Here is a 20,481-nt window from a genome sequence, read left to right on the forward strand (position 1 = left end):
ATTTATCATGAAAATTGTAAGGGAGGCGCTGGCCGGAACGCAGGAGTCCAGCGACCTGATGGTGAAAATCGCTCCCGCTCAAGGCGAGCTGGAGATAGTCATCCACAGTGAAGTGATTAAGCAGTTTGGCGAACAAATTCGCCAGGTGGTCAACGACACATTGCGCGCCATGAACGTGCACCAGGGATTAATTATTATTGAAGACAAAGGGGCGCTGGACTGTGTGATCCGCGCCCGCCTGCAAAGCGCGCTTATGCGTGCCGCCGGTGAACAGGCCATCAACTGGGGGGCGCTGAAATGAGCAAACTCCGCCGCAGTATGCTGTTCCTGCCGGGTGCCAACGCCGCCATGCTCTCCACCGCCTTTATCTACCGTCCCGACTCCATCATGTTTGATCTTGAGGACGCCGTTGCCCTGCGCGAGAAGGATACCGCGCGCATGCTGGTGTTCCATGCCCTGCAGCACCCGATGTATCAGGATATCGAAACCGTGGTGCGCATTAACCCGCTGAGCACGCCGTTTGGCCTGCTGGATTTGGAAGCCGCCGTGCGGGCAGGCGTGGACGTGATCCGACTGCCGAAAACCGACACGCCGGACGACATCTACGAGCTGGAAGGCCACCTTGAGCGCATTGAGCAGGAGTGTGGCCGCGAGGTCGGCTCCACCCGCGTAATGGCGGCGATTGAGTCGGCCATTGGCGTCATCAACGCCGTGGCGATTGCCCGCAGCTCTCCGCGCCTCATCGGCATTGCGCTGGCCGCCTTTGACTACGTGATGGACATGCAGACCGAGCGCGGCGACGGCACCGAGCTGTTCTACGCCCGCTGCGCCGTGCTGCACGCCGCCCGCGCGGCGGGTATCGACGCCTTTGACGTGGTGTGGTCAGACGTTAACGACGAGGCCGGGTTCCTGCGCGAGGTCGATTTGATCCGCAAGATGGGCTTTAACGGCAAATCGCTGATCAACCCGCGCCAGATTGACCTGCTGCACAACGCCTACGCCCCGACGCAGGAAGAGGTGGATCACGCCAGAAGGGTGATTGAGGCGGCAGAAGAGGGCGAGCGTAACGGCCTGGGCGTGGTGTCGCTCAACGGCAAAATGGTGGATGCACCGATTATTAACCACGCGCAGGTGGTGCTGGAGCGCGCGGCGGCCTCCGGCGTGCGTCGGTAAGGATAAGACAATGAATCAGACTGAACTTCTTCACGTGAATTTTCCCCATCTGCGGGACCTAAAACCGTTTGATACCGCCCACAGCGCCACGCCGTGGCTGGCGGACAGCGACGCGAAACACAGCCGCAAGCTGTGCGCCTCTATTGAAGAGGCGGTTAAGCGCTGCGGCCTGCAGGACGGCATGACCATCTCCTTCCACCACGCGTTTCGCGAAGGCGATCGGGTGATCAACACCGTTGTGGCGCTGCTGGCGCGCATGGGCTTTAAAAACCTGACCCTGGCCTCCAGCTCGCTGATGACCTGCAACGACGCGCTGATCGAGCATATTGAAAGTGGCGTCATCACCCGGATTTACACCTCGGGCATGCGCGGCAGGCTGGCGGATGCCATCTCCCACGGCCTGATGGACGAGCCGGTGCAAATCCACTCCCACGGCGGTCGCGTGAAGCTGCTCCAGGACGGCGAGCTGAATATCGACGTGGCGTTTCTCGGCGTGCCGTGTAGCGATGAGTTTGGCAACGCCAACGGGACGCACGGAAAATCGTGCTGCGGCTCGCTGGGCTACGCCATGGTGGACGCGCACTTTGCCCGCAAGGTAGTGCTGCTGACCGAAGAACTGGTACCGTTCCCCAATATGCCCGCCAGCCTGGTGCAGGACCAGGTGGACTACATCGTGCAGGTTGAAAGCGTAGGCGACCCGGCGAAAATCAGCGTCGGCGCGGCGCGCGTCACCAGCAACCCGCGCGAGCTGATGATCGCCCGCTATGCGGCGGACGTGATTGAGCATTCCGGCTACTTCAAACCGGGCTTCTCGATGCAGACCGGCTCCGGCGCGGCGGCCACGGCCTGCACCCGCTTTATGGAAGAGAAGATGGAGCGCAGCGGCGTGAAGGCGCGCTTTGCGCTCGGCGGCATCACCGGCAGCCTGGTGGACCTGCACGAGAAGGGGCTGATCGAAAAGCTGCTCGATACCCAGTGCTTTGACGGCCAGGCGGCGGCTTCGCTGGCGCGCAACCCGAACCACGTGGAGATCTCCACCAACGTCTACGCCAACCCCGGCAGCAAGGCGGCAAGCTGCGACCAGCTCGACGTGGTGATCCTCAGCGCGCTGGAAATCGACGTTGATTTCAACGTCAACGTCATCACCGGCTCCGACGGGGTGATGCGAGGCGCGTCCGGCGGGCACTGCGACGTGGCCGCCGCGGCGAATCTGACCATCGTCGTTGCTCCTCTGCTGCGCAGCCGCATTCCCACGGTCGTGAAGCGGGTTACCACGCGCCTCACGCCGGGCGAAAGCATCGACGTGCTGGTCACCGACCACGGCATCGCGGTTAACCCGGCGCGTCCGGAAATCCGCGAGCGGCTGCTGGAAGCCGGGCTGAAGGTTGTGGATATCAACGCGCTGTACGAGCGGGCGATCTCCCTGACCGGCATCCCTAAACCGATAGAGTTTACCGACAAAATCGTCGGGGTGATCCGCTACCGCGACGGCAGCGTGATCGACACCGTGCGACAGGTGAAGGAGTAAGTATGATTTCAGCGACACCCGTGCGGACGGGTGTCAGCCTGGACGAACTGCTGGCGGCGAAAGAGCGCCGCGCAGCGCGCCAGGCTGACATGCTCGAGCACTATCAACAACCGGTGATTTCCCTCACGCTGGTCACGCCTGGGGAAATCAAGGACAGCCTGCGCTATCGCAATACCATGGGCGTGGCGCTGCAGATGTGCGACCAGCTGCTGTGGGAAAAACGCTGGCAGGTGCTGGACCGCCAGGTTCTATGGCTCCCGACCGGGCCAGAAGCCCTGTGGTGCGTGGCCCATCCGGCGGCGGAAATCAAAGCGCACTGTGCGGACCTGGAGCAGACGCACCCGCTCGGCAGGCTGTGGGATCTGGACGTGATCTGCCCTCAGCACGGCCACGTCGGGCGTCAGTCGCTGGGCGCAAATCTAAGGCGTTGCCTGATCTGCGACGAGCCCGCTCATGCCTGCTCCCGTTCGCGCGCTCATCCTGTGGAGCAGGTGGTTTCCCGCGTGGAGAAAATGATCGATGACTGGTTTGCTCGCGACTAAACCGCGCCCGGTTGACGTGCCTGCGCTTGCCGAAGCGGCGCTGTGGCAGGAGCTGGAACTAACGCCCAAGCCGGGGCTGGTGGACAAGCTCAATAACGGTTCCCATCGCGATATGGACCATGCGCTGTTCATTCGCAGCATTATGGCGATTACGCCGTGGTTTACGCGCTTTGCCGAGTTGGGCAGCGCGCATGCGGATAAACCCGCTGGCGAACAGCTACGGCTTCTCCGCCCGATGGGGATGGCCTGCGAGCAGGCGATGTACGCCGCGACGAACGGAGTGAATACCCACAAGGGCGGGATTTTTGCCCTGGGTTTACTGTGCTTCGCTGCCGGTCGTGTGAAAAATATCTCCGCAGACAGCCTCTGCTGTGAGGTGAGTAACATCTGCCGCGGGCTGGTGTCGCGGGAGCTGGCCGCACGCAGCGGGCAGGCGACGGCGGGCGAGCGGCAGTTTCAGCAGTACGGCTTAACCGGGGCGCGCGGCGAGGCTGAGAGCGGCTTTGCGACGGTCCGTAAGGCGCTGGCGCAGTGGAACGGACATTCACTTCACGGCCTGCTGTTACGCCTGATGGCGGTTAATCAGGACAGTAATCTGGTTTCACGCGGCGGCATGGAAGGGCTGCGCTACGTTCAGGGCTACGCGCGGGAACTGCTGGCTAACGGCTGGGACCGCGAGGCGTTGCTTAAGATGGATAACGCACTGATTGAACGGAACCTGAGCCCGGGCGGTAGCGCGGATTTGCTGTCGGTGGGTTGGGTGCTGTCTGGAATAAAATAGCCGGGTGGCGGCTTCGCCTTACCCGGCTTACGGTCTTGTTTTGTAGGCCCGGTAAGCGCAGCGCCACCGGGCACAACAATCAATGCGCGATCGGCTGCGCACCGTGCGGCTCGCGCACGTGCTTGTACTTGAACAGCGCGATGAACGCGAAGAACAGCACCAGCGAGTACGCCGCGAAGATCAGCCACACCGGCTGCCAGTTGGTGATACCGTTAGTGGTGTACATCTCAACCACTTTACCGCTCACCACGCCGCCCAGAATACAGCCGAAGCCGTTGGTCATCATCAGGAACATACCCTGCGCGCTGGCGCGGATTTCAGGCTTCACTTCTTTTTCCACAAACACCGAACCGGAGATGTTGAAGAAGTCGAAGGCGCAGCCGTAAACAATCATCGACAGCACCAGCAGCACGGTGCCGAACGGGCTTGGATCGCCGTAGGCGAACAGGCCGAAGCGCAACATCCACGCCGCGATACTGATCAGCATGACGTTCTTGATGCCGTAGCGGCTCAGGAAGAACGGGATGGTCAGGATGAACAGCGTCTCAGAGATCTGAGAGATGGACATCATCACCGACGCATGTTCAACGATAAAACTGCCGGAGAACAGCGGGTTGTTATCGAAGCTGTGCAGGAAGGTGTTGCCGAACATGTTGGTGATCTGCAGCTCCGCGCCCAGCAGCATGGAGAAGATAAAGAAGATCGCCATGCGTTTGTTTTTGAACAGCGCGAAGGCGTCCAGGCCGAGCATGGTGCTCCAGCTCTGGTTTTTCTGCTGGTTAGAAACCGGAATGGTCGGCAACGTCAGGGTCAAGATCGCCAACACCACGGAGAGCGCCGCACCGATATAGAGCTGCATATGGCTCAGTTCGAAGCCCGCGAAGCTCACGCCCCACATCGCCATAATAAAGCCGATGGTGCCCCAGATACGGATTGGCGGGAAATCGGTCACGATATCCATATCCGCAGACTTCAGGCGGTAGTAGGAGATGGTGTTGATCAGCCCAAGCGTTGGCATATATGCCAGCGAGTTAAGCAGGATCACCATGAACATCGCCCCCGGCGTGGTCACCTGGGCTGCCATAAACAGCGTCCCCGCACCCACCAGATGACAAAGCATGTACAGCCATTTTGCGCTTAGCCATTTATCCGCCACGATGCCCAGCAGCGTTGGCATGAAGACAGCCGCAATACCGAGCGAGCTGTAGACGGCACCGATTGACGCACCATCGAACTTGAGCGTCACAAACATATAGGAGCCGAGTGTAGTCAGCCAGCTACCCCACAGGCAGAACTGCAGAAACGACAATATTTTAAGCTGCAGCTTAAGGTTCATGTTACTTTCCTCACAAGTGAGCGGGAGATATGTTGTTTTGGGAACATTCAGGGTTGTTATTTGATGCAATTCTATCAGTTGGCAACGATATGTTTTGTTACCTCCCGCAAAAAAATGCAATCCACATTAATTTGCAGTTTGGATTGTGATGCAAATAACATTTTCGTATGGGTGGGGTGAGTGAGTGCGGTCTGATGCCCTCACCCTGACCCTCTCCCACGGGGAGAGGGAAAGCAGAACACCTTCCCCTTGCAGGAAAAGGTGTGTTGATTATCGACGACGGTAGTTCTTCTGCGCCGTATTCACCTTATACAGATAGCGACGGGATTCCGCAGACGGGTGGCGGGTGGTGAGGGTAGAGTAGACATCCCCCGGCGCCATGCTGTTGATGATGTTCGCGGCCTGCACTTTGTCATTTGAGAAGACGCGCAGCACGCTGCCCGCGCCGCCGTTATAGGCGGTGATCACCGCATAGCGGCGCGACGTCGGGTTGTCTATGCCGCCGAGGTAGACATTGTTCAGCATCGCCAGATAGGCCGTGCCGGTATCAATGTTGCTCTGCGGGTCGAACAGATAGCTGCGGCTCGGCGTGCCGGATTTACCCTGCGCGCGGAAGACGTCTTTACCGGCGCTGTGCTGCACAACCTGCATCAGCCCCAGGGCATCGGAACGGCTTACCGCATACGGGTTAAACGAGGATTCGGTCTGCATAATCGCCAGGATCAGCGACTCATCCACGCCGTATTTACGCGAGGCCTGACGAACCATGCCCAGATACTTATGCGCACGCTTGTCGAGGTGGTTCGGGACGAGGTTGATGGTGACGCTATAGATGATCTTCAGACCGTTAGAGCGGCTCTTCAGGCGCGTCTGCAGCAGGTAGTCGGCAAATTTCGTGGCGCGGCCTTCCCAGCGGATCGGCTGGCCGGTCTGATCGACGACCTGGCCGTACAGGAACGGCTCTTTCGAGATGGTGATATCGTCGGCATCGGAGTAGAGATCGATAGAGCCAGGATCGTCACCCATCAGCAGGGTTTTGATTATCGCCTGACGGAGTCGTGCCGCAGGGTCCGTGCCTGCAATGGTCTCAATCGTGATCGTCCCCTCATCAAAGTTGATGTGGCTACGGGTCAGATAGGCGTCGGTGTACTTAACGTAGTCCTTAGGTCCGGCAATAAGAACTTCGTTAAATCCCCATATGTTCTCGATGTTGTGGGCAAACTGCCCCATCAAAATGTCAAAACCGTTGGTGTCCTTGATCCAGGCTTCGTTGTAATCTTCGCCTTTTTTTGACGAACACGAGACAAGCAACGGCGCAACAAGGGCTAGCGCTAAAAGTTTTTTCATCATTCCGGGAGTGCGTGTTGTGTTTGCTTTAACGGCGGGGTTTCCCCCGCACGCTGTTATTTTTCCGGTGGCGTATAGCCTTCGATGTGCACGTCTTTACCTTCGAACAGGAAGCTCACCATCTCCTGCTCAAGCAGCTTGCGGTGTTCCGGGTTCATCATGCTGAGTTTCTTCTCGTTGATCAGCATGGTCTGCTTTTTCTGCCACTGTCCCCAGGCTTCTTTGGAGATTTCATTGTAGATGCGTTTACCCAGGTCGCCCGGATAAAGCTGGAAATCCTGGCCTTCAGCGTCACGCTGCAGGAAAGTACAAAAAATCGTTCTGGCCATACTCATTCCTCTTTTTCTTGTCGATGCTAAACCATTGCACCGGCACGTAATTGCTGTAACAGGCGCTCCACGGGAGCCGCCAGTCCGACTGATGGCGGTTGCGCTAAGTTATACCAGAGAGCGGTGCCTTCATCCATGCACGAGGCGAAGGAGGACACGGGAAGCCACATCGGCACAATATCCAGATGGAAATGGCTGAAGGTGTGGCGAAACGCGGTCAACTGCGTCAGGTTATCGGCAGCAATCCCGCGCTTTTTAAGCCATTCACGCAGCAAGTCTTCATCTTCAAACTGTGGGAAGCAGTATAGACCACCCCACAGACCGCTCGGCGGACGCTGGGCGAGGAAGACCTCGTCACCGTGCTGCATCAGCAGCATATAGCCGGTGCGCTCCGGCAGCGTCTGCTTGGGTTTCTTACCCGGATACTGCGCCCATGAATGGTTGGCATACGCCACGCAGAGATTATTCACCGGGCAGAGTTCGCATTTTGGTTTTGAGCGCGTGCAGACCATTGCGCCGAGATCCATCATCGCCTGGTTGAAACGCTCGACGCCGTTAGCCGGAGTAACCGCTTCACTTATTTCCCAAAGACGTTTTTCAACATCTTTCTTCCCCGGCCAGCCGTCGACGGCATAGCAGCGCGCCAGCACGCGCTTCACGTTGCCGTCGAGGATCGGGAAATGCTTGCCTAAAGACAGGGAGAGAATAGCGCCTGCGGTTGAACGTCCGACGCCGGGGAGATCGGCCACCTCATCGAAGGTTTCCGGGAACTTCCCGCTGTGGCGCGTGGCGACCTGCTGTGCGGCCTTGTGAAGGTTACGCGCGCGGGCGTAATAGCCAAGACCGGTCCACAGGTGCAGGACCTCGTCCAGCGGCGCGTTGGCCAGATCGGTCACCGTCGGGAAGCGCGCCATAAAACGCTCGAAGTAAGGGATCACCGTGGCGACCTGCGTTTGTTGCAACATCACCTCGGAGAGCCATACTTTGTAAGGCGTTTTTTCAATTTGCCAGGGCAGGGTTTTACGCCCGTATTTGTCGTACCAGTCCAGCACCTGGGCTGAAAATTGAGATGCTTGCATGGTCATCGATTCGCATAATCAGGGACGCAGATTGCAGCACAGCGTCAATCTGCTGTAAACCGGATCTTTCCCATGCTTGCATAGAAGCCTTAACTTTGGATAATGCCCGTTTCCCGAACATTCTCACAAGCAGACAACTCTTTTATGAAAAACGACGTCATTTCACCGGAATTTGATGAAAACGGTCGCCCGCTGCGCCGTATTCGCAGCTTTGTCCGTCGTCAGGGCCGCCTGACAAAAGGTCAGCAACACGCGCTGGACAACTACTGGCCGGTGATGGGCGTTGAGTTCAGCGAGCAGCCTCTGGATTTTGCCGAGCTGTTTGGCCGCGACGCGCCGATCACGCTGGAAATTGGCTTCGGTATGGGCGCCTCGCTGGTGACCATGGCGAAAGCGCGCCCGGAGCAGAACTTCCTCGGTATCGAAGTCCACTCCCCGGGCGTCGGTGCGTGTCTGGCAACGGCCCATGAAGAGGGCGTTGAGAACCTGCGCGTGATGTGTCACGACGCGGTGGAAGTGCTGCACAAAATGATTCCTGACAATTCTTTAACCATGGTTCAGCTCTTTTTCCCTGACCCGTGGCACAAAGCGCGTCATAATAAACGCCGTATCGTTCAGGCGCCGTTTGCCGAGCTGGTTAAAAGTAAGCTGAAGCTGGGCGGTGTCTTCCATATGGCGACCGACTGGGAACCGTATGCGGAACATATGCTGGAAGTGATGTCGTCGCTGGACGGTTACAAAAACCAGTCTGCGAGCAACGACTATGTACCGCGTCCGGAATCGCGTCCGGTAACGAAATTTGAACAGCGTGGCCATCGTCTTGGTCACGGTGTATGGGACTTAATGTTCGAGAGGGTGAAATAATGGCAAAGAATCGTAGCCGTCGTCTGCGTAAAAAGATGCACATCGAAGAATTCCAGGAAGTGGGCTTCTCCGTTGCGTGGCGTTTCCCGGAAGGCACCAGCGTTGAGCAGATCGATCAGGACGTGGATGCGTTCATCAACGAGGTGATCGAGCCAAACAAACTGGCCTTCGACGGTAGCGGCTATCTGGCCTGGGAAGGTCTGATCTGCACCCAGGAAGTGGGTAAATGCACCGAAGAACATCAGGCTCTGGTCCGTAAATGGCTTGAAGACCACAAGCTCGAAGATGTCCGCGTCAGCGAACTTTTCGACGTTTGGTGGGACTAATAAAGCAGTCAAGGGCCAGCATTAGCTGGCCCGTTTTGTCTGAGGGAGTGTTTAAGATGCGCAAAACGTTGCTGGCCGTTGCTTTGATGGCAACCGGATTCACCGCCCATGCGGATTATCAATGTAGCGTCACCCCGCGTGATGACGTGGTGTTAAGCCCGCAAACCGTGCAGGTCAAAGGCGAGAACGGCAATCTGGTGATTACGCCAGAAGGGAACGTCACCTATAACGGCAAGCAGTACAACCTGACTGCCGCACAGCGCGAGCAGGCGAAAGACTATCAGTCCGAATTGCGTACCGCGCTGCCGTGGATTAATGAAGGTGCCCTGACGCGCGTCGAAAAGAGCCGCGTGGCGCTGGATAAGATCATCACCAAAGAGGTGGGGGAGAGCAGCAACATGCGCACCCGCCTGACGAAGCTGGACAAGCAGCTTAAAGAGCAGATGAACCGTATTATCGAGACGCGCTCCGACGGCCTGACGTTCCACTATAAGGCGATCGATCAGGTCCGTGCCGACGGGCAGCAGCTGGTGAACCAGGCGATGGGCGGCATCCTGCAGGACAGCATCAACGAGATGGGTGCCAAAGCGGTGCTGAAAGGCGGCGGTAACCCGCTGCAGGGCGTGCTGGGCAGTCTGGGCGGCCTGCAAACCTCCATTCAGAACGAGTGGAAAAACCAGGAAGATGATTTCCAGCAGTTCGGCAAAGACGTTTGTAAACGCGTGGTGTCGCTGGAAGACAGCCGTAAGGCGCTGGTGGGGACGCTGAAGTAAGGTCCCCTCACCCTATCCCTCTCCCCAAAGGGGCGAGGGGATGGTTTGCTCCCTCTCCCTTTCAGGGTGTACGGTCCGGGGACATGGCGAACAATTTTTAACATCCTTTACCCATGGTGATCGACTGTCTCTTCAGGTCGATCATCCCCACACTCTGCCAACCTTTCCCTCAGCTGGCAGAACGGGATGCAAAATCCTGAATCCGCCTTCAGGATTCTTCGGCGAGGAACAGCTCAAGAAGGGAATTGAGGAACAGTTTGCCGTGCTCGGTGATCTGCCAGTATTCCGCACATTCCGTGAGATACCCCTGCGCCAGCGCTTCGTCGATCTGCGGGCGAATCACCGATTCCGCCAGCCCGGTGTACAGCGCAAACTCAGCGCGCGGCGCGGCTTCCAGCAGACGGAAGCGGTTCATAAAGAACTCAAACGGCTTATCCGCCGCCTCGACGTTGTGCTGACGCTCCAGGTAGCGGCCTTCCATATACCCGCGAGGGTGGCGGGTTTTGGCAGTACGCAGAATACGCCCGTCCGGGAAGGTCACCTTGCCGTGCGCGCCGCAGCCAATCCCGAGATAGTCGCCAAAACGCCAGTAGTTCAGGTTGTGCTGACACTGGTAGCCCGGCTTTGCATACGCCGACGTTTCGTACTGCTGATAGCCCGCAGCGGTTAAAAGCCTGTGACCCTGCTCGAAGATATCCCACAGCGCGTCGTCATCCGGCAGCACCGGCGGACGCGAGCCAAACAGGGTGTTGGGCTCGATGGTGAGCTGGTACCACGACAGGTGCGGCGGGTTCAGTTCGATCGCCTGGCGCAGGTCGTCCAGCGCCTCTTCCAGCGACTGATCCGGCAGGCCGTGCATCAAATCCAGGTTAAAGCTGCGCAGGCCCAGACCGGTCGCCAGGTTTGCCGCGCGCTTCGCCTCTTCCGGGCCGTGAATACGCCCCAGGCGCTTCAGTTTCGGCTCGCTAAAGCTCTGCACGCCGATGGAGATGCGGTTCACGCCCGCGCGCTGATAGTCGACAAAACGGTCGGCCTCAACGGTACCGGGGTTGGCTTCCATCGTGATTTCAGCATCCGCTGCCAGGTTCAGGCGCGCACGTACGCCGTCCAGCAGCGTTTGCATCGCCGGGCCTGACAGCAGGCTCGGCGTACCGCCACCTATGAAAATGGTCTTAACTTCACGTCCCTGTGCGTAAGGTACATCGGCGTCCAGGTCGGCCAGCAGATGCGCAACGTAGTCATCGTGCGGCACTTCGCCCTTCAGCGCGTGCGAGTTGAAATCGCAGTACGGGCATTTCTGCACGCACCACGGGATGTGAATATAAAGACTCAGAGGCGGCAAATTAGCCATTACGCAGTGCTTCCAGTAACAGTTTCAGCGCGCTTCCACGGTGGGATATCGCGCTTTTCTCTTCGCGGGTCAGTTCCGCAGCGGTTTTGCCCTCGGTCGGGACAAAGAAAATCGGATCGTAGCCAAAGCCGCCGTTGCCAGCCGCTTCACGAGTAATCACGCCCGGCCAGCTGCCGTGGCAGACGATCGGAGTAGGGTCTTCCGCGTGACGCATATAGACCAGCACGCAGTGGAACTGCGCGGAGCGCTGTTCGTCCGGTACGTCTTTAAGGGCGACAAGCAGCTTTTCCAGATTCTGCTGGTCGGTAGCGTCAACGCCAGAATAGCGCGCAGAGTAGATCCCCGGCGCGCCGCCAAGGGCGTCTACGGCCAGGCCGGAGTCGTCGGCAATCGCGGGCAGGCCCGTAATCTGCGCGGCATGGCGTGCTTTGAGGATCGCGTTTTCGATAAACGTCAGCCCCGTCTCTTCGGCGGAATCCACGCCAAGATCGGTCTGGGCGACCACGTCCAGACCAAAATCATTTAATAGCGAGGCCAGCTCGCGCACTTTACCGGCGTTGCCGGTCGCGAGAACAACTTTCTGCATGGTTTAGTCCTGTTCTTTCAGTGCCGCGACTTCCGTCGGGATAGATTGCGGATTAAGGATTTTTACCTGTTTATGTCGCCCAAGTTCACCTTTTTCAATGATGACCTGACTTTTGGCGACGCGAAACTGTTTTGCCAGATATTTGGTCAGATGCGCGTTCGCCTGGCCGTCAACCGGCGGGGCGGTGATGGCGACTTTTAACTCGTCGCCATGCAGCCCAACAATACCGTCACGGCTGGCTTTGGGCTGAATATACAGCCGCAAAACCAGCCCGTCAGCGCAGGTGCTTACTGCACTCATAGCGCCATCCACAGCCCCGGCAGCAGCATATTGCCCGTGGACTGCAGCAGCTCAGCGATCCCCATGTTGACCACATAGAGCAGCAGTACCAAGATCATCGGCGAGAAATCAATACCGCCCATCGAAGGCAGCAGGTTGCGAATCGGGCGCAGCAGCGGTTCGGCCAGTTGGATCAGCGCATATTCTACCGGACTACGGCCCTGGCTTACCCAACTCATGATGGCCATGACCAGCAGCACCCAAAAAATCAGCAGACCGACGGTTTTGATTAAAATCAGGACCGCAGCAATCCAGATAATCGGCTGGAAGGTGATGACCATAAACAGCACAATCGCTTTGATAACGCTCAGAATAAACGCCACCAGCAGAGACGAACTGTCGATGGGACCCATCGCCGGGATAATACGACGCAGCGGTCCGACAACAGGCTGCGTGATTTTCACGACAAACTGCGAGAACGGATTGTAAAAATCACAGCGGGCCCACTGCATCCAGACGCGCAGCAAAAGCGCCATCGTATACAGCTCAAGCACAGTTGAGAGCAGGAAAGTCAACGTCTTCATGGCGTTCCTCAGGTTTCCTTATTATTTTGAGTAGTCGCGCGCACCGAAAATTGCCGTGCCGATGCGCACCATAGTGCTGCCTGCCGCGATGGCGGCTTCCATATCATCCGACATGCCCAGAGAAAGCGTGTCTACCGTGTTATAGCGCGCTTTAAGCGCCTCAAATGCTACAGCCATTTGCTGTGCCACGGCAAACTGCCTTTCATAACTTGACTCAGGCGCCGGGATTGCCATCAAACCACGCAGGGTTAAACGCGGCAGGGCGTCCACTTCGGCTGCCAGCGCATCCAGCTCGCTCAGCGCAATGCCGGACTTGCTGTTTTCGTCGCTGATGTTGATTTGAATCAGCACGTTAAGCGCTGGCATCTCTGACGGACGCTGGTCGTTCAGGCGTGTCGCAATGCGCAGACGGTCAACGGTATGGCACCAGTCAAAGTGCTCCGCCACCAGACGGCTTTTGTTCGACTGCAGTGGACCAATAAAGTGCCACTGCAGATCCGTATTCCCCTGTTCCTGGAAGTAGCGAATTTTATCCACGCCTTCCTGGACGTAGTTTTCACCAAACGCGCGTTGGCCTGCGTCAATAGCTTCTGCGATGGCGCTCGCAGGCTTGGTTTTGCTGACTGCAAGCAACGTAATTTCTTCTGAAGCCCGGCCGCAACGCGTTGCGGCGGCTGAGATTTTGTCCCGGACCTGTGCCAGGTTATGCGCAATGTCGTTCATTTTCCGAGGAGTAGTCTATGGATGTGGAAGAAATTGTGGCCCTTAGTGTAAAGCATAACGTCTCCGATCTACACCTGTGCAGTGATTCGCCACCCCGCTGGCGCAGAACGGGCCGCCTTGAACCGGCACCGTTTCCTCCTCCTGACGTCGGGGCGTTGTTAAAAGCGTGGCTCAACGATGAGCAGCAGGGAACATGGTGGGCAAATGGACAGGTGGATTTTGCCGCGACGGTAACGGGAGGCCAGCGTCTGCGCGGGAGTGCCTTTAAGCAGATGCGCGGTGTCTCTGTGACGCTGCGGCTGTTGCCGCGTACCTGTCCGCAGCTCGCTACGCTGGGCGCGCCGCGGGCAATCCCGGAACTGTTATCCAATGACGCCGGGCTGATTCTGGTCACGGGGGCGACCGGCAGCGGCAAATCCACTACGCTGGCGGCGATGGTCGATTTTCTCAACCACCATACTGACGGCCATATCCTCACGCTTGAAGATCCGGTGGAGTTTATCTACCAGAGCGAGCGTTGCCTGATCCAGCAGCGGGAGATTGGCCAGCACAGTCCGTCATTTGCCGACGCGCTGCGCAGCGCCTTACGCCAGGATCCGGACGTTATTTTGCTGGGGGAGCTGCGCGACAGCGAAACGATCCGCCTGGCGCTAACGGCGGCGGAAACCGGGCATCTGGTGCTGGCGACGCTGCATACGCGCGGGGCATCGCAGGCGATTGAACGGCTGGTCGATACGTTCCCGGCGCAGGAGAAAGATCCGGTGCGTAACCAGCTGGCCGGCAGCCTCCGGGCAGTGCTGGCGCAGAAGCTGCTTCCCGATCTGCAGGACGGCCGCGTCGCGCTGTATGAACTGCTGGTGAACACCGCTGCGGCGGCAAATCTTATTCGTGAAGGGAAAACGTGGCAACTGCCCGGCATCATCCAAACCGGTCTGCAGGCAGGAATGCAGAACTTTGACCAGAGCCTGGCGGAGAGACGGGCGCAGGGGCGGCTGTAGGCCCCGTGCTTAAAAGCCCTGTTCGAAATAGCTTTCGAGGATAATCACGGCAGAAGCGGAGTCCACGCTGCCTTTGTTGAGCGCCCGGAAGCCGCCGTGCTCAAACAGACCCGCACGTGCTTCGACGGTGCTAAGACGCTCGTCGTGAAGCTTCACGGAGACGCCAAAGCGGCCATGGATTTTATTGGCGAACTTTCGCGCCCGGGCGGTAAGCGGCTGTTCGGTACCGTCCATGTTCAGCGGCAGCCCAACAATCACGTCATCCGGCTGCCACTCCTTGAGCAGGCGCTCAATGAGATTCCAGTCCGGCGTACCGTCGTTGGCCTTCAGGGCAGTAAGCGGACGCGCGGTACCGGTGATGCGCTGCCCCACGGCGACGCCAATGCTTTTGGTGCCAAAATCGAAGGCCAGAAGCGTTCCGCTCATCAGGCGTGCCCCGCTACGCCAGGCATGGTCAGGATATCAATACCAATCAGCTTCGCCGCGTCACGCCAGCGATCGGCGATGGGGGTTTTAAACAGGATATTCATGTCCGCAGGCGCGGTAAGCCATGCGTTATCGAGGATCTCCTGCTCAAGCTGGCCTTTCTCCCAGGACGAATAGCCCAACGCCACCAGCACTTCAGAAGGCTGCTCTGCGGTACCCAGCGTTTCGAGCACGTCACGCGAGGTGGTGATGACGGTGTTATCCGAAATTCGAATACTGGAAGAGAACACCGGCGGCGTATGCAGGATAAAACCGCGATCTTCTGCAAGAGGTCCGCCCAGCATCACAGGTTTATCAAGCCGTATTTCCGGCAGGCGCTCTTCAGCCGAGATCTTCAGCTTGTCCAGAATTCCTTCAACCTGAAGATTTTCCAGTGGTTTATTGATGATGATGCCCATCGCGCCGTCTTCATTGTATTCACAAATATAAACCACGGCGCGGCGAAAAATCGGGTCCTGGAGAGCAGGCATGGCAATAAGAAAGTGATGCTGTAAATTCATTGTCAGAGGTACTGTTTCCTGGTTTAAAAAGCGACAGCGCCCAGTATGGGGACAAACACAGGCGCTGTCACTAATAGTATTGTTAGGTTATTTCTGTAAACGTTTTTCGATAGCGTCCATCAGCATTCCGGTGATCGAAATCGGGAATTCAGCCTCAATTTCACGAATGCAGGTCGGGCTGGTGACGTTCACTTCGGTCAGACGATCGCCGATGATATCCAGGCCAACGAAGATCAGGCCTTTGGCTTTCAGCGTCGGGCCAACGCGACGGGCAATTTCCCAGTCGCTTTCGGTCAACGGGCGTGGCTCACCTCGGCCACCGGCTGCCAGGTTACCACGGGTTTCGCCACCCTGCGGGATACGTGCCAGGCAGTAAGGAACCGGTTCGCCATCCACGACCAGAACACGTTTGTCGCCGTCTTTGATCGCCGGAATATAGTTCTGCGCCATGCAGTAGCGTGTGCCCAGCTCGGTCAGGGTCTCGGCAATCACGCCAATGTTCGGGTCGCTCTCTTTCACGCGGAAAATCGACGCACCGCCCATGCCGTCCAGCGGCTTCATGATGATGTCGCCGTGCTTCTGCCAGAATTCCTTCAGCTGAGCTTTGCTGCGGGTCACCAGCGTTTCCGGCGTCAGGTCAGAGAACCAGGCGGTGTAGAGCTTCTCGTTACAGTCGCGCAGGCTCTGCGGCTTGTTGACGATCAGCGTTCCTTTCTCTTCTGCGCGTTCGAGAATATAGGTGCAGTAGATGTATTCAGTGTCGAATGGCGGATCTTTACGCATCAGGATGACGTTGAGATCGGCAAGCGCAATGTCCTGCTCGGTGCCGAATTCGTACCATTTGTCGTAGTTCTGCTCGACGTTAACGATGCGGGTGTGGGCGCGGGCTTCACCGTTGATCAGGTAAAGATCGTTCATCTCCATATAGTGGAGTTCATAGTCGCGACGCTGCGCTTCCAGCAGCATGGCGAAGCTGGAATCTTTCTTGATGTTAATGTTTGCGATGGGGTCCATCACGATGCCGAGCTTGATCATGTTCTTCTCCGTTAATGCTTCAACCCAGATCGCCAAACCGTACCTGTAGCGCGGTAATGGCCGTGAGTGCCGTTGTCTCAGTGCGCAGAACGCGAGGTCCCAACAGAATATCAGTAAACTGGTAACGTGCCGTCATCGCAATTTCGTCCGCCGACAGGCCGCCTTCGGGGCCAATCAGCAGACGAACGCGCTCAACGGGCAGCGGTAGCGTATTGATGCTGGCGCTGGCGCGCGGATGAAGATTGAGCTTCAGCCCACTGTCCTCTTCTGCACACCATTCCTCCAGATCCATCGCCGGGCGGATCTCCGGAATACGGTTCCGGCCACTCTGTTCGCAAGCCGCAATGGCAATTTTCTGCCACTGCTGGATCTTTTTGTTCAGACGTTCCGCGTCCAGTTTAACGCCACAGCGCTCAGAAAAAAGTGGCGTAATGAGGCTTACACCCAGTTCAATGGATTTCTGAATGGTGAACTCCATTTTCTCACCGCGCGACATGACCTGGCCCAGATGAATGTGCAGCGGTGATTCCCGGTCATCCACTTCACCGCGCAGGACGTTCACGTGTACGCTTTTTTTATCTGCCCGCGTAATTTCGGCGTCGAATACCTGGTTCGAGCCGTCGAACAGCTGGATTGTCTGACCGGCGCCCATGCGCAGCACGCGGCCAACGTGGTTGGCGGCGTCATCAGACAGGGCGATTTCGCGGCCTGCGGTAATCAGTTCAGGGTGGTAAATGCGGGGAATGCGCATAGTCAGAAATTCCATGTGTCATGCGATATAAGCGAATTGCCGTAGTGTAGGTTAGCTCTTTTGCGCCTGGCAAGCTCGCTGGACGTAAGGGTTGTGATTCCCCTGGACTCTGGCGATACGGTCGTCGCGCTGGCACTCCCATTCCGTCACCGGGTACTGCTTGTCCCAGGCGTTGAACAACTGCGTCTGCTGGCGGGAGAGAGTGAGATCGTAACGGTCACGCATATAGAAGTAGGTGCGGGCAATGCTGCCGCGCGCGCGGGCAGGGGGCTCGGCGACTTTCTCTTTAAAATCAATCTTCATACCGCACTGGCCGTACTGGCCTTCGCCACCGTTCCACTGGCTGTACATGAAGTTACCCCGGTCGCCGTTCACTTCGCCCACCGCGGGCTGCAGGTTATGCATGTCGCTTTCCATCTGGCGATAAACCGGGTCTTTGGCACAGTTTTTACGTCCGCCATCCTGCCAGCACTGGCGCTGGTGGCCAAACTGCCATGCCGGAACGACATGTTCCCATTCAATACGGCTGGCGCGGTTTTCGTTTTTACGCACCTTGTAGCCGCAGGACTCAAGGTCAACGACCCCTTTTTTACCCTGCCAGTTAATTTTACAGCCGCAGTAGAAATCGCCCGGCACATCGGCGTTCACCTTCACGCCTGCGGCCTTGGCCTGGGAAAAACTGTTGATACCGTCGGCCAGAGCATGGCCTGAGAGCGCCGTCGTCAGAAAGGCGACCGCGAGAGAAAAATTACGGGACATCTTACACTCCGTGTCAAAACGAGCCCGCAACGTAACGAATGTTGTTCCTGTATGCAATCAGTCAGATCAGGAAAGTTCCTGAAAGTTCAGATGATTATTCCGCAACCAGCGGCTCGCCGCATTTGACGCAGCGGTAGGTCGCCTCGCCGCGCACCACGCGATTATGGCGACGGACGGTAAGCTGGTGCTGCTGGCACTGACAGCGGTAGGGGAAGGTATTGCGGCGCACCGACTCCAGCTCGAACTGGTGGGTACGACGCGCCGGAACGCCGAGCACCGCCTCCATCATCCACTTCCACTCTTTTCCGTGGGGGGCGACGCGCCCGAAGTGCTTCCACACCAGCAGATGCGCCAGCTCGTGCGGTACCACTTCGTCGATAAACGCCTGCTGGTTTTCCATCATCAGCACCGGGTTAAGGCGGATCTCATACGACTCGAGCCAGGCGGTACCGGCGGCGGTGCCACGCTGCTGATAAACGATTTTGGGTTCAGGGTAGTTGCGACCGAGCTTCAGGTTCGCCTGGGCGAGCTTTTCCCGCAGGCTGCGCATAACGGCCTGCTGAATGGCGATGGGGAGACGGGGTGCTTTCATAGGGGCGCAGCATAAAGCGCGAAGCGGGGAGGTGCAAGAGGCACCTCCCGAGTGAGGATTAGTCGTGGGCGCCGATTTCGCGCAGAGGACGACCTTTCATCAGGTTACGTTCAATATGCTCCAGGGACACATGTTTGGTTTCTGGAACCAGCCAGATGGTCAGCACAATAAAGAAGATGTTCAGACCGGCGTAGACCCAGAAGGTGTTGGCGTTGCCCAGGGTATTGAGCATGGTCAGGAACGTTGCGCCGACGATCATGTTGGCAATCCAGTTGGTTGCGGTAGAGCAGGTGATGCCAAAATCACGTCCTTTCAGCGGCTGGATCTCAGAGCACAGCACCCAGATCAGCGGACCGGCGCTCATCGCAAACCCGACGATAAACATCAGCAGCATGCCTACCGCAAAGTACTGGGCGGTTGGGGAGTGAATGCCCACATGCATCATGGTACCGAGGACGCCCATACCGGCTGCCATCACCAGGAAGCCCAGCGTCAGGGTTGGCTTACGTCCCCAGCGGTCCACCAGACCAATTGCGATAAAGGTCGCCAGCACGTTGGTCAGACCCACGATGACGGTCCCCCACATCTGCTCGGTGGTGTTGGTGTAACCCGCCAGTTCAAAGATTTTTGGCGCATAGTACATGATGACGTTCATTCCGGTGAACTGCTGCATGACCTGCAGCAGTACGCCGAGGAAAACCGCGCGGCGGAAGTTGCTGTTCTCTTTAAATAGCGCCCAGCCGGACTGTTTAACCTTCAGGCTTTCGCGGATCTCTTCCAGCTCGTTTTTCGCTTCCGCACTGGTATCGCGCAGGCGCATCAGCACGCGTTCGGCATCGTGGAATCGACGTTTCGCAGCAAACCAGCGAGGGCTGTCCGGCAGGAAGAAGACGCCAATCAACAGCAGAACTGCAGGGATGATGATCACGCCGAGCATCCAGCGCCATGCGCCGCTGTAGCTAAACGCGGTATCGGAAAGGTATGCACCGAGGATACCAATGGTGATCATCAGCTGGTACATCGAAATCATACTGCCGCGGATTTTCTCCGGCGCAATTTCAGACAGATAGAGCGGGGCGGTGTAGGACGCCACGCCCACGGCCAGACCAAGCAGCACGCGGGAAACCAGCAGGACCTCAACGTTAGGCGCTGCGGCAGAGAAGAGTGAGCCGGCAACGAACAGGATCGCGCCGATCATCAGGCTCTTTTTACGTCCGAGCTTGAAGGAGAGCCAGCCGCTGCCGACGGCCCCGACGGCCGCGCCAAACATCATGGAGCTCACCACCCACTCCTGGGTATGAGCGCTGATCTGGAACTCTTCTGTAATGAAAGGTAATGCACCGGCAATCACGCCGATATCCAGGCCAAAAAGTAATCCTGCCAGGGCGGCGAGGAAACAGACGAAGAATGTCATCGCCTTGTTGGACGTACGCCCCTGTTTTTTATTGTCAGGCATTATGCCCTCCAGTTGGGTTATCAGTTTTATTGATGTTAAGGGTAGGTGAGCGACCCACAAAAATATGTGAGATTAATCACATAGGTGTAATCGGTTACACAGCTTTGCAACCGTAAATAAAATTAAAGCTTTGAAAATATAGAGGTAAATGAGGTGATATGCATCGCGAAAGGACACATTTCAGACTTAACTGAAAGGGAATGTAACAGCAGAAGAAAGGCGAACATGCAAAGAGAATATTCTGAAAGCGCAGTGGTGCCGGTGCGGTGTAATCGGTTCCAAAGGGTACACCTTTCAGCCGCC

25 protein-coding genes are annotated in these 20,481 nt (G+C 57.6%); 9 read left to right on the plus strand and 16 right to left on the minus strand.

Features of this window, described 5'->3' with window-relative positions; genetic code table 11:
• Positions 1 to 7 precede the first annotated feature (7 nt).
• From citD to citG, 5 genes are read left to right on the plus strand one after another with little or no spacing between them, the layout of a single operon-like run.
• Positions 8 to 301, plus strand: coding sequence for a citrate lyase acyl carrier protein (gene citD, locus USH94_RS02960; RefSeq protein WP_111963235.1), 294 nt, complete (start codon positions 8 to 10; stop codon positions 299 to 301).
• Positions 298 to 1,173 (plus strand): citrate (pro-3S)-lyase subunit beta, encoded by an 876-nt coding sequence (gene citE, locus USH94_RS02965; RefSeq protein ID WP_039269783.1) that lies wholly within the window; start codon positions 298 to 300, stop codon positions 1,171 to 1,173. The genes citD and citE overlap by 4 nt, the downstream gene beginning before the upstream one ends.
• A gap of 10 nt (positions 1,174 to 1,183) precedes the next feature.
• Positions 1,184 to 2,701, plus strand: a complete 1,518-nt coding sequence (gene citF / locus USH94_RS02970) for a citrate lyase subunit alpha (protein ID WP_111963234.1) — start codon at positions 1,184 to 1,186, stop codon at positions 2,699 to 2,701.
• A 2-nt stretch (positions 2,702 to 2,703) separates the two neighbouring features.
• The gene (gene citX, locus USH94_RS02975) at positions 2,704 to 3,243 is read left to right on the plus strand and encodes a citrate lyase holo-[acyl-carrier protein] synthase (RefSeq protein WP_111963233.1); all 540 of its coding nucleotides are present in this window, start codon (positions 2,704 to 2,706) and stop codon (positions 3,241 to 3,243) included.
• Positions 3,221 to 4,024 (plus strand): triphosphoribosyl-dephospho-CoA synthase CitG, encoded by an 804-nt coding sequence (citG, locus tag USH94_RS02980; RefSeq protein ID WP_111963232.1) that lies wholly within the window; start codon positions 3,221 to 3,223, stop codon positions 4,022 to 4,024. The genes citX and citG overlap by 23 nt, the downstream gene beginning before the upstream one ends.
• Before the next feature lie 79 nt (positions 4,025 to 4,103).
• Here citG and USH94_RS02985 read toward each other — a convergent pair whose 3' ends face one another.
• From USH94_RS02985 to mutY, 4 genes are all read right to left on the minus strand, one after another.
• Positions 4,104 to 5,360, minus strand: coding sequence for a nucleoside permease (locus USH94_RS02985; protein ID WP_111963231.1), 1,257 nt, complete (start codon positions 5,358 to 5,360; stop codon positions 4,104 to 4,106).
• 270 nt (positions 5,361 to 5,630) lie between these two features.
• A complete protein-coding gene (mltC, locus tag USH94_RS02990; protein WP_111963230.1) occupies positions 5,631 to 6,707 on the minus strand; it encodes a membrane-bound lytic murein transglycosylase MltC in 1,077 nt (358 codons plus the stop codon).
• Between the two features lie 56 nt (positions 6,708 to 6,763).
• Complete coding sequence (locus USH94_RS02995) at positions 6,764 to 7,036, minus strand: oxidative damage protection protein (RefSeq protein WP_023309138.1); 273 nt, start codon at positions 7,034 to 7,036, stop codon at positions 6,764 to 6,766.
• 26 nt (positions 7,037 to 7,062) lie between these two features.
• Complete coding sequence (gene mutY, locus USH94_RS03000; protein WP_181574011.1) at positions 7,063 to 8,115, minus strand: A/G-specific adenine glycosylase; 1,053 nt, start codon at positions 8,113 to 8,115, stop codon at positions 7,063 to 7,065.
• 144 nt (positions 8,116 to 8,259) lie between these two features.
• Here mutY and trmB point away from each other — a divergent pair, with 144 nt between their 5' ends.
• The 3 genes from trmB to USH94_RS03015 are packed head-to-tail and all read left to right on the plus strand — an operon-like array spanning position 8,260 to position 10,078.
• Positions 8,260 to 8,979, plus strand: coding sequence for a tRNA (guanosine(46)-N7)-methyltransferase TrmB (trmB, locus tag USH94_RS03005; RefSeq protein WP_048224819.1), 720 nt, complete (start codon positions 8,260 to 8,262; stop codon positions 8,977 to 8,979).
• Positions 8,979 to 9,305 carry a YggL family protein gene (locus tag USH94_RS03010; RefSeq protein WP_003862421.1) on the plus strand — a complete coding sequence of 109 codons (327 nt, stop codon included), beginning with the start codon at positions 8,979 to 8,981 and terminating at the stop codon, positions 9,303 to 9,305. Before trmB ends, USH94_RS03010 begins: the two co-directional genes overlap by 1 nt.
• A gap of 56 nt (positions 9,306 to 9,361) precedes the next feature.
• Positions 9,362 to 10,078 carry a DUF2884 domain-containing protein gene (locus USH94_RS03015; protein ID WP_008499762.1) on the plus strand — a complete coding sequence of 239 codons (717 nt, stop codon included), beginning with the start codon at positions 9,362 to 9,364 and terminating at the stop codon, positions 10,076 to 10,078.
• A gap of 208 nt (positions 10,079 to 10,286) precedes the next feature.
• Here USH94_RS03015 and hemW read toward each other — a convergent pair whose 3' ends face one another.
• The 5 genes from hemW to USH94_RS03040 are packed head-to-tail and all read right to left on the minus strand — an operon-like array spanning position 10,287 to position 13,601.
• A complete protein-coding gene (gene hemW, locus USH94_RS03020; protein WP_111963228.1) occupies positions 10,287 to 11,429 on the minus strand; it encodes a radical SAM family heme chaperone HemW in 1,143 nt (380 codons plus the stop codon).
• Positions 11,422 to 12,015 carry an XTP/dITP diphosphatase gene (locus tag USH94_RS03025; RefSeq protein WP_111963227.1) on the minus strand — a complete coding sequence of 198 codons (594 nt, stop codon included), beginning with the start codon at positions 12,013 to 12,015 and terminating at the stop codon, positions 11,422 to 11,424. The genes hemW and USH94_RS03025 overlap by 8 nt, the downstream gene beginning before the upstream one ends.
• A 3-nt stretch (positions 12,016 to 12,018) precedes the next feature.
• The gene (gene yggU, locus USH94_RS03030; RefSeq protein ID WP_023309131.1) at positions 12,019 to 12,315 is read right to left on the minus strand and encodes a DUF167 family protein YggU; all 297 of its coding nucleotides are present in this window, start codon (positions 12,313 to 12,315) and stop codon (positions 12,019 to 12,021) included.
• Positions 12,312 to 12,878: a YggT family protein gene (locus USH94_RS03035; RefSeq protein ID WP_111963226.1), complete on the minus strand. Its 567-nt coding sequence runs from the start codon at positions 12,876 to 12,878 to the stop codon at positions 12,312 to 12,314. Before USH94_RS03035 ends, yggU begins: the two co-directional genes overlap by 4 nt.
• A 21-nt stretch (positions 12,879 to 12,899) precedes the next feature.
• A complete protein-coding gene (locus USH94_RS03040; RefSeq protein WP_111963225.1) occupies positions 12,900 to 13,601 on the minus strand; it encodes a YggS family pyridoxal phosphate-dependent enzyme in 702 nt (233 codons plus the stop codon).
• A 17-nt stretch (positions 13,602 to 13,618) separates the two neighbouring features.
• Between USH94_RS03040 and USH94_RS03045 the strand changes: the two genes are divergently transcribed.
• Positions 13,619 to 14,599 (plus strand): type IV pilus twitching motility protein PilT, encoded by a 981-nt coding sequence (locus tag USH94_RS03045; RefSeq protein WP_111963224.1) that lies wholly within the window; start codon positions 13,619 to 13,621, stop codon positions 14,597 to 14,599.
• A 9-nt stretch (positions 14,600 to 14,608) separates the two neighbouring features.
• Here USH94_RS03045 and ruvX read toward each other — a convergent pair whose 3' ends face one another.
• From ruvX to galP, 7 genes are all read right to left on the minus strand, one after another.
• Positions 14,609 to 15,025, minus strand: coding sequence for a Holliday junction resolvase RuvX (gene ruvX, locus USH94_RS03050; protein ID WP_021242076.1), 417 nt, complete (start codon positions 15,023 to 15,025; stop codon positions 14,609 to 14,611).
• On the minus strand, positions 15,025 to 15,585 hold the full coding sequence (locus USH94_RS03055) for a YqgE/AlgH family protein (protein WP_020883695.1): 561 nt from the start codon (positions 15,583 to 15,585) through the stop codon (positions 15,025 to 15,027). Before USH94_RS03055 ends, ruvX begins: the two co-directional genes overlap by 1 nt.
• Before the next feature lie 87 nt (positions 15,586 to 15,672).
• Complete coding sequence (gene gshB / locus USH94_RS03060) at positions 15,673 to 16,620, minus strand: glutathione synthase (RefSeq protein WP_111963223.1); 948 nt, start codon at positions 16,618 to 16,620, stop codon at positions 15,673 to 15,675.
• A gap of 19 nt (positions 16,621 to 16,639) precedes the next feature.
• Positions 16,640 to 17,371: a 16S rRNA (uracil(1498)-N(3))-methyltransferase gene (gene rsmE / locus USH94_RS03065; RefSeq protein WP_111963222.1), complete on the minus strand. Its 732-nt coding sequence runs from the start codon at positions 17,369 to 17,371 to the stop codon at positions 16,640 to 16,642.
• A 51-nt stretch (positions 17,372 to 17,422) separates the two neighbouring features.
• The gene (endA, locus tag USH94_RS03070; protein ID WP_111963221.1) at positions 17,423 to 18,130 is read right to left on the minus strand and encodes a deoxyribonuclease I; all 708 of its coding nucleotides are present in this window, start codon (positions 18,128 to 18,130) and stop codon (positions 17,423 to 17,425) included.
• A gap of 94 nt (positions 18,131 to 18,224) precedes the next feature.
• Positions 18,225 to 18,722 carry a SprT family zinc-dependent metalloprotease gene (locus USH94_RS03075; protein WP_025757721.1) on the minus strand — a complete coding sequence of 166 codons (498 nt, stop codon included), beginning with the start codon at positions 18,720 to 18,722 and terminating at the stop codon, positions 18,225 to 18,227.
• Positions 18,723 to 18,780: 58 nt separating this feature from the next.
• The gene (galP, locus tag USH94_RS03080; RefSeq protein WP_111963220.1) at positions 18,781 to 20,178 is read right to left on the minus strand and encodes a galactose/proton symporter; all 1,398 of its coding nucleotides are present in this window, start codon (positions 20,176 to 20,178) and stop codon (positions 18,781 to 18,783) included.
• Positions 20,179 to 20,481: the final 303 nt, after the last annotated feature.

Source organism: Enterobacter sp. 148H3, from assembly GCF_034107425.1.
Classification (GTDB): domain Bacteria; phylum Pseudomonadota; class Gammaproteobacteria; order Enterobacterales; family Enterobacteriaceae; genus Enterobacter; species Enterobacter vonholyi.

What these genes read in the sequence shown, in the direction of transcription:
- citD (WP_111963235.1), top strand. Translation starts at nt 8, where the DNA reads ATGAAAATTGTAAGGGAGGCGCTGGCCGGAACGCAGGAGTCCAGCGAC.
- citE (WP_039269783.1), top strand. Translation starts at nt 298, where the DNA reads ATGAGCAAACTCCGCCGCAGTATGCTGTTCCTGCCGGGTGCCAACGCC.
- citF (WP_111963234.1), top strand. Translation starts at nt 1,184, where the DNA reads ATGAATCAGACTGAACTTCTTCACGTGAATTTTCCCCATCTGCGGGAC.
- citX (WP_111963233.1), top strand. Translation starts at nt 2,704, where the DNA reads ATGATTTCAGCGACACCCGTGCGGACGGGTGTCAGCCTGGACGAACTG.
- citG (WP_111963232.1), top strand. Translation starts at nt 3,221, where the DNA reads ATGACTGGTTTGCTCGCGACTAAACCGCGCCCGGTTGACGTGCCTGCG.
- USH94_RS02985 (WP_111963231.1), bottom strand. Translation starts at nt 5,360, where the DNA reads ATGAACCTTAAGCTGCAGCTTAAAATATTGTCGTTTCTGCAGTTCTGC.
- mltC (WP_111963230.1), bottom strand. Translation starts at nt 6,707, where the DNA reads ATGAAAAAACTTTTAGCGCTAGCCCTTGTTGCGCCGTTGCTTGTCTCG.
- USH94_RS02995 (WP_023309138.1), bottom strand. Translation starts at nt 7,036, where the DNA reads ATGGCCAGAACGATTTTTTGTACTTTCCTGCAGCGTGACGCTGAAGGC.
- mutY (WP_181574011.1), bottom strand. Translation starts at nt 8,115, where the DNA reads ATGCAAGCATCTCAATTTTCAGCCCAGGTGCTGGACTGGTACGACAAA.
- trmB (WP_048224819.1), top strand. Translation starts at nt 8,260, where the DNA reads ATGAAAAACGACGTCATTTCACCGGAATTTGATGAAAACGGTCGCCCG.
- USH94_RS03010 (WP_003862421.1), top strand. Translation starts at nt 8,979, where the DNA reads ATGGCAAAGAATCGTAGCCGTCGTCTGCGTAAAAAGATGCACATCGAA.
- USH94_RS03015 (WP_008499762.1), top strand. Translation starts at nt 9,362, where the DNA reads ATGCGCAAAACGTTGCTGGCCGTTGCTTTGATGGCAACCGGATTCACC.
- hemW (WP_111963228.1), bottom strand. Translation starts at nt 11,429, where the DNA reads ATGGCTAATTTGCCGCCTCTGAGTCTTTATATTCACATCCCGTGGTGC.
- USH94_RS03025 (WP_111963227.1), bottom strand. Translation starts at nt 12,015, where the DNA reads ATGCAGAAAGTTGTTCTCGCGACCGGCAACGCCGGTAAAGTGCGCGAG.
- yggU (WP_023309131.1), bottom strand. Translation starts at nt 12,315, where the DNA reads ATGAGTGCAGTAAGCACCTGCGCTGACGGGCTGGTTTTGCGGCTGTAT.
- USH94_RS03035 (WP_111963226.1), bottom strand. Translation starts at nt 12,878, where the DNA reads ATGAAGACGTTGACTTTCCTGCTCTCAACTGTGCTTGAGCTGTATACG.
- USH94_RS03040 (WP_111963225.1), bottom strand. Translation starts at nt 13,601, where the DNA reads ATGAACGACATTGCGCATAACCTGGCACAGGTCCGGGACAAAATCTCA.
- USH94_RS03045 (WP_111963224.1), top strand. Translation starts at nt 13,619, where the DNA reads ATGGATGTGGAAGAAATTGTGGCCCTTAGTGTAAAGCATAACGTCTCC.
- ruvX (WP_021242076.1), bottom strand. Translation starts at nt 15,025, where the DNA reads ATGAGCGGAACGCTTCTGGCCTTCGATTTTGGCACCAAAAGCATTGGC.
- USH94_RS03055 (WP_020883695.1), bottom strand. Translation starts at nt 15,585, where the DNA reads ATGAATTTACAGCATCACTTTCTTATTGCCATGCCTGCTCTCCAGGAC.
- gshB (WP_111963223.1), bottom strand. Translation starts at nt 16,620, where the DNA reads ATGATCAAGCTCGGCATCGTGATGGACCCCATCGCAAACATTAACATC.
- rsmE (WP_111963222.1), bottom strand. Translation starts at nt 17,371, where the DNA reads ATGCGCATTCCCCGCATTTACCACCCTGAACTGATTACCGCAGGCCGC.
- endA (WP_111963221.1), bottom strand. Translation starts at nt 18,130, where the DNA reads ATGTCCCGTAATTTTTCTCTCGCGGTCGCCTTTCTGACGACGGCGCTC.
- USH94_RS03075 (WP_025757721.1), bottom strand. Translation starts at nt 18,722, where the DNA reads ATGAAAGCACCCCGTCTCCCCATCGCCATTCAGCAGGCCGTTATGCGC.
- galP (WP_111963220.1), bottom strand. Translation starts at nt 20,178, where the DNA reads ATGCCTGACAATAAAAAACAGGGGCGTACGTCCAACAAGGCGATGACA.